The sequence below is a fragment of the Streptomyces sp. NPDC085946 genome (genome assembly GCF_044540485.1).
GTDB lineage: Bacteria > Actinomycetota > Actinomycetes > Streptomycetales > Streptomycetaceae > Streptomyces.
Window position 1 is genome coordinate 111,333 of the sequence record NZ_JBITSF010000020.1, and the last position, 13,906, is coordinate 125,238.

General features: G+C 73.0%; 12 protein-coding genes. 9 read left to right on the top strand and 3 right to left on the bottom strand.

The window, feature by feature from the left end; all coding sequences use genetic code 11:
- Positions 1-75 precede the first annotated feature (75 nt).
- Complete coding sequence (locus ACIF8T_RS31220) at positions 76-804, top strand: Eco29kI family restriction endonuclease (protein ID WP_400039602.1); 729 nt, start codon at positions 76-78, stop codon at positions 802-804.
- Between the two features lie 1,157 nt (positions 805-1,961).
- Here the strand turns inward: ACIF8T_RS31220 and ACIF8T_RS31225 are convergent.
- Complete coding sequence (locus ACIF8T_RS31225) at positions 1,962-2,693, bottom strand: hypothetical protein (protein WP_400039604.1); 732 nt, start codon at positions 2,691-2,693, stop codon at positions 1,962-1,964.
- Between the two features lie 335 nt (positions 2,694-3,028).
- Between ACIF8T_RS31225 and ACIF8T_RS31230 the strand changes: the two genes are divergently transcribed.
- Complete coding sequence (locus ACIF8T_RS31230) at positions 3,029-3,277, top strand: hypothetical protein (protein WP_400039606.1); 249 nt, start codon at positions 3,029-3,031, stop codon at positions 3,275-3,277.
- A 90-nt stretch (positions 3,278-3,367) separates the two neighbouring features.
- Here ACIF8T_RS31230 and ACIF8T_RS31235 read toward each other — a convergent pair whose 3' ends face one another.
- Entirely contained in the window at positions 3,368-4,375 is a 1,008-nt protein-coding gene (locus ACIF8T_RS31235) for a Ku protein (protein WP_400039607.1), read from the bottom strand.
- Between the two features lie 64 nt (positions 4,376-4,439).
- On the opposite strand from ACIF8T_RS31235, the gene ligD reads away from it, so the two are divergent.
- Complete coding sequence (ligD, locus tag ACIF8T_RS31240; RefSeq protein ID WP_400039609.1) at positions 4,440-5,321, top strand: non-homologous end-joining DNA ligase; 882 nt, start codon at positions 4,440-4,442, stop codon at positions 5,319-5,321.
- A 67-nt stretch (positions 5,322-5,388) separates the two neighbouring features.
- Here ligD and ACIF8T_RS31245 read toward each other — a convergent pair whose 3' ends face one another.
- Positions 5,389-6,192 carry a nuclease-related domain-containing protein gene (locus tag ACIF8T_RS31245; protein WP_400039610.1) on the bottom strand — a complete coding sequence of 268 codons (804 nt, stop codon included), beginning with the start codon at positions 6,190-6,192 and terminating at the stop codon, positions 5,389-5,391.
- Positions 6,193-6,445: 253 nt separating this feature from the next.
- Here ACIF8T_RS31245 and ACIF8T_RS31250 point away from each other — a divergent pair, with 253 nt between their 5' ends.
- From ACIF8T_RS31250 to ACIF8T_RS31275, 6 genes are all read left to right on the top strand, one after another.
- Entirely contained in the window at positions 6,446-7,174 is a 729-nt protein-coding gene (locus ACIF8T_RS31250) for a hypothetical protein (protein WP_400039612.1), read from the top strand.
- Complete coding sequence (locus tag ACIF8T_RS31255) at positions 7,171-8,460, top strand: ATP-binding protein (protein WP_400039613.1); 1,290 nt, start codon at positions 7,171-7,173, stop codon at positions 8,458-8,460. Before ACIF8T_RS31250 ends, ACIF8T_RS31255 begins: the two co-directional genes overlap by 4 nt.
- A 293-nt stretch (positions 8,461-8,753) precedes the next feature.
- Positions 8,754-10,115 carry an FtsW/RodA/SpoVE family cell cycle protein gene (locus tag ACIF8T_RS31260; RefSeq protein WP_400039615.1) on the top strand — a complete coding sequence of 454 codons (1,362 nt, stop codon included), beginning with the start codon at positions 8,754-8,756 and terminating at the stop codon, positions 10,113-10,115.
- Between the two features lie 88 nt (positions 10,116-10,203).
- On the top strand, positions 10,204-11,661 hold the full coding sequence (locus ACIF8T_RS31265; RefSeq protein WP_400039617.1) for a penicillin-binding transpeptidase domain-containing protein: 1,458 nt from the start codon (positions 10,204-10,206) through the stop codon (positions 11,659-11,661).
- A gap of 477 nt (positions 11,662-12,138) precedes the next feature.
- On the top strand, positions 12,139-13,077 hold the full coding sequence (locus ACIF8T_RS31270) for a diiron oxygenase (protein ID WP_400039619.1): 939 nt from the start codon (positions 12,139-12,141) through the stop codon (positions 13,075-13,077).
- 175 nt (positions 13,078-13,252) lie between these two features.
- On the top strand, positions 13,253-13,906 hold the full coding sequence (locus tag ACIF8T_RS31275; protein ID WP_400039621.1) for a TetR/AcrR family transcriptional regulator: 654 nt from the start codon (positions 13,253-13,255) through the stop codon (positions 13,904-13,906).

A 13,906-nucleotide genomic window follows, 5' to 3' on the forward strand; every position in this document is an offset into this window, starting at 1 on the left:
CAAAGCGCCGCAGGCACCGCACGTAGCTCTAGCTAGGATGATCGTCACGAACGAGCTGAGGGGGTGGGCCAGTCCGTGTCCGATGCGGGTCAGGCAGGCAGGCAGCGTAAGAAGTCCAGCAAGCCGCGTAACTGGAAGTCACAGGCGGAACGGCCCAAGCCGTACGATCCCCTAGCCCTGCTCAATCTTGGGCGCAGTATCGAGTTGACTCTCCTCGAACAGGCCCCAGTTCCGATCACAGACGTGCCACTCATGATAGGTGCGGGCGTCTACGCGATCTACTACACCGGCGAACACGAGCTCTATCAACCTATCGTGTGGGACTACTGTCGCACTCCTATCTACGTGGGCAAGGCAGTCCCCGCTGGTGGCAGGAAGGGACTCGTAGATGACACCAAGGACACAACGGCCCTGTGGGACCGCATTCAGGAACACCGGGAGTCTTTGGAGCAGGTATCGGATCTTGATGTCAACGACTTCATGGTTCGTTACCTGGTCGCTGTGGAGGTTTTCGTCTCGCTCGCCGAGCGGGTCATGATTCAACAGTTCAAACCCGTGTGGAACGTCGTCTTGGATGGCTTCGGAAACCACGATCCAGGCGCGCGGCGCCGGCGAGACGGTCAGCGCCCGCCCTGGGACGAATTGCACAGCGGTCGTTGGTGGTCCACTCCTGAGAACATGCCGAACCCGAGCATGATCACTGCAGATGAGTCGCGCCGTAGGATTCGTGAACACTTCAGCTCAGCCGAGACGCTTCTCGATGAGTGCCGGCCTGACCCCAGTACCGTGATCGACCTCGGCTAACCTCACCAACCCCTAGTAGGCCTTGGACCCCGCACGTGGGTCGTCGTGGACCAGACGTGGACGACGCGCTGGTGACTGGCTTTCGATAGCGCGCTGACCGGTATGAACTCCCTTTAGTCAGTCGGCCTCCGGAGCCGTGTGCGCAGGTTCGAATCCTGCCGGGGGCACCTTGTATGAGGTGCCCAAAGACCCCGTCACCAGCGGAAACGCTGAGGTCGGGGTCTTTTTGTGTGCGTAGGTGAGGAGAGTGCTGTGCCGCTCCAGTGGGTCGAGTCGGCTTCGGTGCCGAGGCTCGCGCCGGAGCATGTTTCGCGGATCAAGCCTGGATCCCACGGGGCAGGGTGCCGTCTTCCGCGGAGAGCTCCAGGGAGTACGGCAGTCCGAAGCCGTGAAGGAGGGCGGCGAGGTCGTCGATTCGGTACGGGGTGATGACTCCGTACAGGAGTACGCCCGGTCCGTCGACCGGCTCGATGTCTACTTCGCATCAGCTGGTGCCGACCTCACAGCAGCGCCGAGAGGACGATCCTGACCTCCAGCCGGCGCGAGCACGTCCGGCAGCGAGTGAGGCGTCTCGGCAGTTGTGTGCAGGGTGTCACGAAGGGGGTGTGCTGTTTCGTCACTCAAGGGCGAGCATTTCGCTCTCATGGAGATGTCCGCTGTCGGAGTATGCAGCCTTCCCAGCAGAAACTGGGTCGTCTTCGCTTCTCTCGCCGTCCGCGGTAGGCACCGGGCGGTCGCAGCTATCGCCGCGAGTGTGCGTTCACCACGGTCCGGGCGGCGGCGGGCGTGGCGGAGCCCGGGAGTCGTATCCAGCTCCCGGGCTCCTGGGGATGCCACCCAATTGCGCACGCCGGTGGCGTTCAAGAGGACGGATCAGTCGTCAGGCCGTCGTGTTCTTCCTTTGAACTACCGCACCGCGCAGAGGTGCAGGCGAGAGTCGAACTCGCATCCGACGGCGTTCGTCCGGCCTCGGTCGATCCGGCGATCGGCGGCGATGCTGAAGCTGGAGCGAGAGTCTGAGATTGACCGCTTCTTCAGGCTGAACTTCAGTTTCAGCTTGCGCTCATCACGCGAGCCGGTCCTCAATCCGGCCCGCGCCTGGTGCGCACCCCCGCGCTCGCACGCGGGGGCGATCGGGGATGCCACCCGTGCCGGCGTCAGCCGAACAGGTAGCCGAACACGGCGTCGCCGACGCGCTGGTCGGTGACCTCGACGCCGTTGGCCTCCTCGCGGGCGAACTTCACCGCCTGCTGGAGCTTCTCGACGCGCTCGACGAGTTCGTTGACCCGTCGGGCCGGGAGTGCTCCGGAGAACTTGACGGTGGTCCAGTACCCGATGGGCACGTCCTCGTAGTACACCTCGACCTGTGCCGGGTGCTTGTCGGTCGCCTCGGCCTTGACGTGGTTGCGGGGGACCTTCTTCGTGCGGATGGTGCGGACCGGGTCCGTCTTCCACCAGTCCGTCGACGGGTCGAGGGTCCAGGACTCCGCGGCGTCGAGGACGGGGAGCTTCTTCACGAAGGTGTGCAGGTCCGTGAGCTGCTTCTCCAGGAAGAGGAGGTAGCTGACCGGCACGTCCGCGAGGAGCGTCCGGCCGTCCACGGTGACGTCCGCGCGGGCGGTGCAGTTGGCCCGGTCCTTCGTGGCGGTCACGTCGAAGAGGCGGGTCAGCGACGCGGACATCTCGCGCAGTACGTCCTCGGCCTGCACCTGGACGCGCGTGGACTCGGGCGGCAGTTGCTCGCCCTCCTCGTCCTTCGGCTGGTACGTGCGCGAGATCCCGGCCAGGAGTGCGGGCTTCTGCACCTTGTGGTGCGCCGCGGTGATGTCCTGGAACGACTTGCTCTTGACGCCCTTTTCGACAGCGATGATCTGGTTGAGCTTCGCCACTGCGTCCCCCCTTTCGAACAAACATGAGGAACATACCTGAGGGGGGTGCGGGTCCTCGCGTGGTTTTTTCCGGGCTCGCCGTTCCGCCGCAGGGTCGTCGCGCGAAACGTTTCGCGAGTCGGCACAGCTTAATAATCGCTATCGCTAGGGGAGCACCGTCCCGGCCCCAGCCATGGGATCCGCCGCATGTCTCGTGACAAGGCACACGGCGAGCGATCCGATGCGGAGCACCTCTCCTCGGAAGCTGCCTCGTTATGGCAAGGCGTGCGCGCGCCTTCTGGTCAACGGGGTGCGGCGTGCGAGCCAGTGCCATCACGTCACGAAGTGAGCGTCACATGATCGAGCAGCAGGGGCAGCAGCCGGACCCCGGCACCGCGGCCCGGCGACGTCGGGTCGAGGGTGCCGGGTTCCTCGTCGGTCTTCTCGGCTCCCTCGCCTTCCTCGCCTTCTTCCCCGGCCTGCCGCACGTGATCGACTGGGGCGCCGTTCTCGTGTCCCTGGCCGTCGGCGCCCTCGTCCGGTGGGGCTGTCGTTCCTGGACGGTGCGGAGGTCGGAGAGGGGTGACGGGTCCGGCGGTGGCTAGGCAGGGGGAAAGGTCTCGCGCAGGAGCATGGTCGAGCAGGGGCATGGTCGAGCCGGTCCCGGTCCCGGTCGCTGTGCGTCGTTGCGGCCGTCAGACCGTGTGCTCGCGCGAGGTCGTCTTCTTCGGCGTCGGCTTCCTCGTCGTGCTCTTCGCCGACGCCGTCGTCTGTTTCGTCGTCGTCTTCTTCGTCTCCTGCGCCGGCTTCGCCGTCGGCTTCTTCGTGGGGGATTTCCTCGCCGTCGACGCCGGCTTCCCGCCGTCCGGTTCCTTCGGGGTTCCGCGGGTGCGGAGGGGGGTGACCTGGGCGTTCTCGTCGCGGGACGCGCGGGCCGCTCGGACGCTGCTCTCCAGGGCCGCCGTCAGGTCCAGGACCGTGCCGTCCGTCGCGGGGCCGGAGGGCTCCGGGAGGGCCTCGCCGGCCGCCTTCGCCGCGATGACCTCCTCCAGGGCCTCGCGGTACTCGTCGTGCAGGTCCTCCAGGTCGACCTCGCCGAGGGTGTCCATCAGCGCGTCCGCGAGGTCCAGTTCCCTGTCGCGGATCGTGACGTCGGCCTCGGGGGCCACGTCCTCGGTGTCGCGGACCTCGTCCGGCCACAGGAGGGCGTGCATCGTGATGGCGTCGCCGACCACGCGGAGCATGCCGAGGCGTTCCCGGCCGCGCAGCGCGTACTTCGCGACCGCCACCCTGTCGCTGCGCCTGAGGGCCTCGCGCAGGAGGGTGTACGGCTTGGCCGCCGGGGTGCCGTTCGCGGCCAGGTAGTACGCCGCGTCCATCTGGAGCGGGTCGATGCGGTCCGCCGGGACGAAGGCCACGATCTCGATCGTCCTGGTGGTGCGGAGCGGCAGGCGGGAGAGGTCCTCGTCGGTGATCGGGATGACCGAGCCGTCGGCGTCCTCGTAGCCCCTGCCGATCTCCGCGTGGTCGACCTCGCGGTCCTCCGCCTCGCAGAACCTGCGGTAGCGGATGCGTCCGCCGTCCTCCGTGTGGATCTGGCGGAAGGAGATCGCGTGGCTCTCGGTCGCGTTGACCAGCTTGACCGGGATGCTGACCAGGCCGAACGAGATGGCGCCGTTCCAGATGGATCTCACGTGCAGCACCTTTCCGGGCGTCCGGTGATCACCGGGGAGGTCTTTCCGCCGTTTTGCGTGGGATTCTCATCGTATGGCTCCCATCGCGGAGGTGGAGGGGCGGCGGGTCGCGCTCAGTCATCTGGAGAAGGTGCTGTATCCCGCCGCCGGCTTCACCAAGGCCGAGGTGCTGCACTACTACGCGACCGTCGCCGGGGTGCTGCTGCCGCACCTGCGGGACCGGGCGGTGTCCTTCCTGCGGTATCCGGACGGGCCCGACGGGCAGGTGTTCTTCGCCAGGAACGTGCCGCCCGGTACGCCCGAGTGGGTCACCACCGCCGAGGTGCCGCGGCTGGAGGGGTCCTCGCGGACGGTGGTGGTGCAGGACCTGCCGAGCCTGATGTGGGCGGCCAACCTGGTCGCCGAGTTCCACACCCACCAGTGGCGGGTCGGCGCGCCGGAGGAGGCCGACCGGATCGTGTTCGACCTCGACCCCGGGCCGCCCGCCACCGTGGTGCAGTGCTGCGAGGTCGCCCTGTGGCTGCGCGAGCGGCTCGCCGTGGACGGGATCGAGGCGTACGCCAAGACGTCCGGGTCGAAGGGGCTGCACGTGCTCGCCGCCGTGCGGGGGGCGTCGCCCGAGCGGACGTCCGAGTACGCCAAGGAGCTGGCCGTGGAGGCCGAGAGGGCCATGCCGCGGCTCGTGCTGCACCGGATGACCCGCAGCCTGCGGCCCGGGAAGGTCTTCGTCGACCGGAGCCAGAACGCCGCCCGGAAGACCACGGCCGCGCCCTACACGCTGCGGGCCCGGGCCGAGCCCCTGGTGTCCGCCCCGGTGACCTGGGAGGAGGTCGAGGGGTGCCGGTCGCCCGGGCAGCTGGTGTTCCGGGCGGAGGACCTCGCGCCGCGCGTGCGGGAGTTCGGGGACCTGCTGGGGCCGCTGCTCGACGCGGAGCGCGCCGGCCGGCTGCCCTGAACGGTCCCGCGGGCGTCGCCGTGCGCGCCGGGCCCGTGTCCGGGCGGTCCGGTCCGTCGCCGTGCGGTCAGACGCGCGTCCAGGTGTTCCGGTCCCGGGCCGTCGCGTGCAGCGCCTCCACGTCGGCCGGTTTCAGGACGCCGCCCAGCCGGGCCAGCTCCGGCAGGGCCTGCTCCGTCAGGACCCGGACCTCGCGCGGCGGGGCCGGGAGGGCCACCTCCGACGCGCCCACCAGGGCCAGCACCGGGCGGACCTCGGCGGTCAGGGCGTAGGACGCCCGGTCGGCGTCGGCGCGGACGCGGCGCAGCAGGGGGCGGCTGTCGCGGCGGCCCAGGGTGACCAGGGGGTCGGCCACCGTGACGCGCTGCCGGCGGGCGTACAGCGCGTGGACGGCGAACAGGCCGCCGGGGCCGATCACCAGGTGGTGGATGCGGTCGCCGCCCGGGAGCGGGACGGAGTGCAGGGCGTGCCAGCCCGCGCCGTCCAGCCGGTCCAGGGCCTCCCCGACCGTCTGCTCCGCCTCCAGCGCCCGGCGGCGCGGGTCGGGGCGCAGCAGGTGGGCGGGGCCGGGGTCGCGGTCGAGGTCGACCAGGAGGGCCTCGCCGGGGCGGTTGGGGGCCAGGTCGTCGTCCGGGTGGAGGGAGAGGCGGGCGAGCTCGGCGGGGGTGGGCACCGGGGGCGGGCCCACGGTCACCTGGCCCGTGAGGAACGGGCCCAGGGCGTGCAGGACCTCGTCCCGGTGGTCCTCGCGGAGCAGGTTCACCCGGGACGCCTCGCGGTCGTACCAGGCGATGTTCCGGCCGTCGGGGAGGCGGACGTACAGCCGTTCGCGGCCGTGCCGCCAGGTCGGTATGACGCGCGGTCCAGTCATGCACCATCACCCCAGACCATGGGAACAGGCGGGGCGCGCCGGGGGCAAGGACCCGGCCGTCCCGGAGAGGGGTTCCGCGGGGTGCCGGGCGGGTGACCGGTCCGCGCCGGGCCGCCGCGGCGGCCGGTCCGCCGGGCCGCCCCGGGTGCCGGGCGCGGGTCCCCGTCCCCCCGCCCACCCGGTTCGCGAAAGGGGACTTCCCCGCGCATAAGGTGGAGGCGGCCCTCGCCGTTCCCCGAGCCGCAGGAGTGCAGTGCCCCCGAGCCCCCGTGACCGCCGTCCGCGCGCCGTGCGACGGGCCGCCGCCGTCGCCCTGCTGCTGGCGGCGCTCGCGGGCTGCGGTGACGCGGGCGGGCTGCGGGGCGCGGGGGCGACGCCGACCGCGGCCGGTCCGCTGCGGCTGTGGCCGGAGCTGACGCCGGCGGCCAGTCCGGCGTTCACCATCGGCGAGGTGGACACCGAGGTCGTGCGGGGGATCACCGTCCCCGGCGGCGGCGTCCGCGAGGTCGACCCGGTGGCGGTCGTCCGGGCGGAGATCGCCGGGCATCCGGACGACTACGCCGGGGCGGAGGCGCCGTACCGCGGGACGGTCGGCCGGATGGCCGCGTGTGCGGGCGGGGCCGGGACGGGCGGGTGTCCCGTGCTCGGGCCGTACCACCGGGACCTGACCGGTGACGGCCGTGACGACCTGGTGCTGGGCTTCCGGCTGCTGCCGGGCCGGACGACCGCGGTGCGCGTCTACACCGCCGACGACCGGCACCGGCTGGTGCGGGTGATGGCGTGGGAGGACGCCGTGAGCGCGGTCGAGCTGGCCGGGCGGTCGCTGATCATCCGTTCGCCGTCCGAGGTCGCCGGGTACGAGTACCGGCTCACCTGGACCTGGGACCCCGACCAGCGGGCGATGCTGCTCACCCAGGACGAGATGCTGCGCACCGGGCACCGGCCCGCCTCCCCGCGCCCCTCCCCCTCGGCGGACCGGTGAGGGCCGCGCTCCCCCGGTGGGCCGGGACGCTCGCGGTCAAGGCGGCGGTGTTCATCACCGTGATGTGCTGCGCGCTCGCGGCCCTGCTCGGCGTCCTCGTGCACGTGCAGGTGACGGACCAGACCGTCGGCCAGGCGCGCGCCCTGGCGTTGCAGCGGCTGGCGGACGCGGCCGAGGCGTACGAGGCCGGGGACTCGCTGCGGCGGGGCGCCGGTGTCGATCCGCCGGGGCTGCCGGCGTCGCTGCGGGCGCTGGCGGTGTCCGGGGAGCGCGGCACCGTGGTCGCCGAGCACCGCGGGCGGCCGACGATGTGGGCGGCGGGGCCCGCGGACGGCGGGCGGGCGCTGGCCGTGGCGGTCGACTACGCGCAGCAGGCGCGCACCATCGACGGGCTGGACCGGGCGATCCTGTGGTCGTCGGGCCTGGCGATCGGGGCGACGCTGCTGGTGGGCGCGTTCGCGGTGACCCGGGTGACGCGGCGGCTGCACGCCACCGCCCGGGTGGCCCGGCGGATCAGCGCGGGGGACCTGGACGCGCGCGTGAACGATCCCCGTGCGGATCCCCGCAGGCGGGACGCGGGGCGGGCGCAGGACGAGGTGGCCGCGGTCGCCGCGGCGCTGGACACCATGGCCGCGTCGCTGCAGGGCAAGCTGCTGGCCGAGCAGCGGTTCACCGCGGACGTGGCGCACGAGCTGCGCACCCCGCTGACCGGGCTGCACGCGGCGGCCGAGCTGCTGCCGCCGGGCCGCCCGACGGAGCTGGTGCGGGACCGGGTGGCGGCGCTGCGCACGCTGACGGAGGACCTGCTGGAGATCTCCCGGCTGGACACCGGGCGGGAGCGGCTGGAGCTGGACACCGAGCGGCTCGGGCCGCTGGTGGAGCGGGTGGTGCGGGCGTCGGGGGCCGGCACCGGGGTCAGGGTCGTGCGGGACGCGGCGGTGGAGACGGACCGGCGGCGGCTGGAGCGGGTGCTCGGCAACCTGGTGGCGAACGCGCACAAGCACGGGCGGGCGCCGGTGGTGCTGACCGTCGAGGGGCCGGTGGTCACCGTGCGGGACCACGGGGACGGCTATCCGGAGTACCTCCTCGCGCACGGGCCGCAGCGGTTCCGCACCGAGGGCGGCGCGAAGGGGCACGGCCTGGGGCTGACCATCGCGCGGGGGCAGGCGGAGGTGCTGGGCGCCCGGCTGACGTTCGCGAACGCGCCGGACGGCGGGGCGGTGGCGACCCTGACGCTGCCCCGGTCGGCGCCGGGCGAGGGCGGGGGCCGCGACGGCGGAGGGTGAGGGACGGGGTCCGTGCTCACGGCCCCCGCCGCCCTGCCCTCCGGAGCACGGGCACGCCCGTCACCCGAGCCGCCCGGAGCACGGGCACCCCGTCCTCCCAGCCGCCCGGAGCACGGGCACCCCGTCCTCCCAGCCGCCCGGAGCACGGACACGCGCGACGCCCCTCCGCCCGGCCCACCCGTTCCGTCCCTCCCCCTCCCCCGTCCCCCGTCCCGTCCATCCGGAGCGCGGACACTCGGGCCACTCAGCCCACGCAAAGCACACAAGACCCCCTCTTTGGGTAAGTTCCGGACATGAGCAAGGCCGGAATCACCCTGGCGACGGCGGTCCCGCCCGCACCCGCCGCGCGTCTCCCCCGGCGGCGCGGCATCGAACTCTCCCTCATCGTCCTGGCCGTCCTGCTGTCCGTGTACGGCTACTGCGCCGTCGGCCTCGCCCGGACCGGCGCCGTCCCGCCCGGCGCCGCCGGGTACGGTGCCGGGCTCGGCGTCCTGGCGCTGCTGGCGCACGGCGCGGTCCGGCTGCGCGCGCCCTACGCCGACCCCCTGCTGCTCCCGATCGGCGTGCTGCTCAACGGGCTCGGCCTGGTGCTCATCTACCGGCTCGACCTGGAGACGCCGGGCGACCGGGCGGCCCCGGCGCAGCTGGTGTGGTCGACGCTGGGCGTGGCGCTGTTCATCGTGGTCGTGCTGCTGCTGCGCGACTACCGGCTGCTCCAGCGCTACGCGTACGTCTGCGTGGCGGCCGCGCTCGTGCTGCTCACGCTGCCGATCCTGTTCCCGGCGGTCAACGGCGCCCGCATCTGGATCCGGGTCGCCGGGTTCTCCATCCAGCCGGGCGAGTTCGCGAAGGTGCTGCTGGCGGTGTTCTTCGCCGCGTACCTGGCGGCGAACCGCAGTGCCCTCGCGTACACGGGACGCCGCGTTTGGTGGCTCCAGCTGCCGACCGGCCGGGTGCTCGGGCCGATCGTCGCCGTGTGGCTGGTGAGCGTGGGCGTGCTGGTGCTGGAGCGGGACCTCGGCACGTCGCTGCTGTTCTTCGGGCTGTTCGTGGTGCTGCTGTACGTCGCCACCGGCCGCACCGGCTGGATCGCCGTGGGCCTGGCGCTGGCCGCGCTGGGCGCGTTCGCCGTGGGCCGGCTGGAGCCGCACGTGCACAGCAGGATCGACACCTGGCTGCACCCGTTCGCGTCGATCGAGGCGGGCGAGGGGCCGAACCAGCTCGCGCAGTCCCTGTTCGCCTTCGCGGAGGGCGGGATGCTCGGCACCGGGCTCGGGCTCGGGCACTCCGTCCTCATCGGCTTCGCCGTCAAGTCCGACTTCATCCTCGCCACCGCCGGCGAGGAGCTGGGGCTGGCCGGGCTGTCCGCGGTCTTCCTGCTGTACGGCCTGCTGGTGGAGCGCGGGTACCGGGCCGGGCTCGCGCTGCGCGACCCCTTCGGCCGGCTGCTCGCCGTCGGGCTCGCCTCGATCGTCGCGCTCCAGGTGTTCGTCATCGCGGGCGGGGTGACCGGCCTGATCCCGCTGACCGGCATGGCGATGCCGTTCCTGGCGCAGGGCGGCTCGTCGGTGGTCACCAACTGGGCGATCGTGGCGCTGCTGGTGCGGGTGAGCGGCACGGCCCGGCGGCAGTACGACGGAGAGGTCGCCCCGTGAGCTCCGTGAACGCCGTGAACGCCGTGGAACCCGTGGAGCCCGCGTGCCGCCGGCTGTCCGCGCCGCCCTCCGGACGCGGGGAGGGGCGTTGACCCGGCACATCCGGCACGCCGCCGCCTTCTGCGCCCTGCTGCTGGTCGCGCTGCTGCTCAACGCCGCCCGCGTCCAGGTGGTCCAGGCCGGTTCCCACGACGGCAACAGCGCCAACCGGCGGGCCGACATCGCGCGCTACGGGCAGCCGCGCGGCGACATCCTGGTCGGCGGCCGGCCGGTCACCGGCTCGCAGGACACCGGCGAGCAGCTCCGCTACGAACGCACCTACACCGACGGCCCGTTGTACGCGCCGGTCACCGGCTTCTCCTCGCAGCTGTACGGCACGACCCTGCTGGAGCACGCCGAGGACGGGCTGCTGGCCGGCACCGACCCGGTGCTGGCGCCGCTGCGGCTGTGGCGGGACTTCACGCGGGCGCGCAGCCCGGGCGCCGACGTCGTCACGACGCTCCACCCGGCCGCGCAGCGGGCGGCGTACGCGGGGCTGCGCGGCCGCAAGGGCGCGGTGGCGGCCCTGGAGCCGTCGACGGGCCGGATCCTGGCGCTGGTGTCGGTGCCGTCGTACGACCCGGCGGAGCTGTCCGGGAACGGGGCGGAGGTGGCCCGCGCCTGGGCGCGGCTGAACGCCGACCCGGACCGGCCGATGCTCAACCGGGCGGTGCGCCAGACGTATCCGCCGGGTTCGACGTTCAAGGTGGTCACGGCGGCGGCGGCGCTGGACGCGGGGGTGGTGACGGACCTGGACGCGCCGACCGACTCCCCCGACCGCTACACCCTGCCGGGCACGACGACGACCCTGACCAACGAGTCCCGGGGCTGTGCGGACGCCTCGGTGCGCGACGCGTTCGCCTTCTCCTGCAACACGGTCTTCGCGAAGCTGGGCGTGGAGACGGGGGTGGCGCACCTGACCGCCGCGGCGCACGGCTTCGGCTTCAACGACGCCGGCCTGCGGATCCCGTTCTCGGTGGCGCCCTCCACGTTCGACACCTCGGTGGACCGGGCGCAGCTGGCGCTGTCGTCGATCGGGCAGTACAACACGCGGGCCACGCCGCTGCAGATGGCGATGGTGGCGGCGGCGGTCGCCAACGGCGGTCAGGTGCGCCGGCCGTACCTGGTGGAGCGGGCCGTGCGGGCGGGCGGCGGCACGCTGTCGGCGACCGGCCCGCGGCCCGTGCGGCAGGCGATGCACCCGTCGACCGCCGTGCGCATGCGGGCGCTGATGCGGGACGTGGTGGAGCGCGGCACCGGCGCCAACGCCGCGATCCGCGGCGCCACGGTCGGCGGCAAGACCGGCACCGCCCAGCACGGGCTCGGCAACTCCGGTACGCCGTACGCCTGGTTCGTCTCGTGGGCGCAGGGGCACGGCGACCCGGAGCCGAAGGTGGCGGTCGCGGTGGTGGTGGAGGACGCGGAGGCGAACCGGGGCGAGATCAGCGGGGGCGGGGACGCGGCGCCGATCGCGCGGGCGGTGATGCGGGCGGTGCTCGGCTCCTGAGACGGGCCCCCGGCAGGGGCGGGCACGGTCCGCGGGCACGGTCCGCGGGCCGGGCCCGGGTGGTCGGCCGGTGCGGCGCCGGCCCTCCTCGATCGCCTCCCGCGCCTCCCCCACCCGTTCCCGCACCTCCGCCACCCGTTCCCGCTCCCGCTCCCGCGCCGCGAGGCGCTCCGCGTCCGGGTTCCCGGCGGTCTCCTCGTCCTGGCGCATCGGCAGAGCGAGGAGGCGGTCGCGGCCGTCGTCGTGCTCCCGGCCGAAGCGGGCCGCGCCGGTGGCGGGCGCCTGCCGGTGGGCGCCGTCCGGGTCCACGGCGTACGGGCCGGAGGCCGGCGTGGACCGCGGACTCCCGTGCGGGGAACCCGGGGTCAACAAGTCGTGCGCGGGGGATTGACGGGCTTGCTGACAGGCAGTCTCATAAGTGCAGCGAGTACCCGCGGGTAACCCGGACGCAATCCCGTACGACGAGGTGGGACAGTCATGACGACCCTGACGGAAGCCGACGCGCTCGACGGCCTGCGCGACGCGCTCGGCCTGCTCAAGGACCGGGAGCAGGTGGCCCAGCGGCTGCTGGAGTCTTCCGCCAAGCACTCCTTCGACCCGGACAAGGAGCTGGACTGGGACGCGCCCTTCGAGGAGGGCAAGTGGTTCTGGCCGCCGGAGCTGGTGTCGCTGTACGGCACGCCGATGTGGAAGCGGATGGGCGAGGAGCAGCGGATCCTGCTCTCCCAGCACGAGGCCGCGGCCCTCGCCTCGCTCGGCATCTGGTTCGAGATCATCCTCATGCAGCTGCTGGTGCGGCACATCTACGACAAGGCGGCGACGAGCGCGCACGTGCGGTACGCGCTGACCGAGATCGAGGACGAATGCCGGCACTCCAAGATGTTCGCCCGGCTGATCTCGCGCGGCGGCACGCCCTGGTACCCCGTCAGCCCGGTCCACCAGCACCTCGGGCGGCTGTTCAAGACGATCTCCACCACCCCCGGGTCCTTCACCGCGACGCTGCTCGGCGAGGAGGTGCTCGACTGGATGCAGCGGCTGACGTTCCCGGACGAGCGGGTGCAGACGCTGATCCGGGGCGTCACGCGGATCCACGTCGTCGAGGAGGCGCGGCACGTGCGGTACGCGCGTGAGGAGCTGCGGCGGCAGATGGTGACGGCGCCGAAGTGGTCGCAGGAGTTCACGCGGATCACCTCCGGGGAGTTCGCGCGGGTGTTCTCCGTGGCGTTCGTGAACCCCGACGTCTACACCAACGTCGGCCTGGACAGGCGGGAGGCCGTCGCGCAGGTGAGGGCGAGCGGGCACCGGCGGGAGGTCATGCAGAACGGGTCGAAGCGGCTGACCGACTTCCTGGACGACATCGGGGTGCTGCGGGGCGTGGGCCGGCGGCTGTGGAAGTCGTCGGGGCTGCTGGCGTAGCCGCGCGGGGCCGGGTGCCCGGCGCCGGCGTCCCGGGCGGCCGCGGACGGCGGGCCGGGGCCCGGCACGCCCCGGACCGCCGTCCGCCGACGGGTGCGGCGGCGGCCCCCACGGAACGGCCACCGGACCCCCACCGGTCGGCCACAGGCCGCCGCGGGCGGTTACGCTGCCAGGCATGAGTCCCGCCGCCCCCACCCCCGCCTACCGGCGCCTCAGCGTCGAGGAGCGTCGGAGCCAGCTGCTGGACGCCGCGCTGTCGCTCTTCGCGCACCGCGCGCCCGAGGAGGTCTCCCTGGACGACGTCGCGGAGGCGGCCGGGGTGTCGCGGCCGCTGGTGTACCGGTACTTCCCCGGCGGCAAGCAGCAGCTCTACGAGGCCGCCCTGAGGTCCGCCGCCGAGGAGCTCCGGCACTGCTTCGACGAGCCTCGCCAGGGCCCGCTGCTCCCCCGCCTGTCCCGGGCCCTGGACCGCTACCTCGCCTTCGTCGACCAGCACGACACCGGCTTCAGCGCGCTGCTCCAGGGCGGCAGCGTCGTGGAGACCTCGCGCACGAGCGCCATCGTGGACGGGGTGCGCCGGGCCGCCGCCGAGCACATTCTCAGCCATCTCGGCGTCACCCGCCCCGGCCCCCGGCTGCGGATGACCGTCCGGATGTGGATCACGGCCGTGGAGGCCGCCTCGCTCATCTGGCTCGACGAGGACAAGCAGCCGCCCGCCGAGGAGCTGCGGGACTGGCTGGTCGAGCAGTTCGTGGCCGTGCTGTCGGTGACCGCGCGGCGCGACCCGCAGACCGACGCGCTGGTCCGGGCGCTGGCCGAGGATGTCTGA

Coding starts and splice junctions, on each gene's coding strand:
- ACIF8T_RS31245 (WP_400039610.1), bottom strand. CDS start 6,192: ATGACTGGACCGCGCGTCATACCGACCTGGCGGCACGGCCGCGAACGG.
- ligD (WP_400039609.1), top strand. CDS start 4,440: ATGGCTCCCATCGCGGAGGTGGAGGGGCGGCGGGTCGCGCTCAGTCAT.
- ACIF8T_RS31275 (WP_400039621.1), top strand. CDS start 13,253: ATGAGTCCCGCCGCCCCCACCCCCGCCTACCGGCGCCTCAGCGTCGAG.
- ACIF8T_RS31260 (WP_400039615.1), top strand. CDS start 8,754: ATGAGCAAGGCCGGAATCACCCTGGCGACGGCGGTCCCGCCCGCACCC.
- ACIF8T_RS31230 (WP_400039606.1), top strand. CDS start 3,029: ATGATCGAGCAGCAGGGGCAGCAGCCGGACCCCGGCACCGCGGCCCGG.
- ACIF8T_RS31270 (WP_400039619.1), top strand. CDS start 12,139: ATGACGACCCTGACGGAAGCCGACGCGCTCGACGGCCTGCGCGACGCG.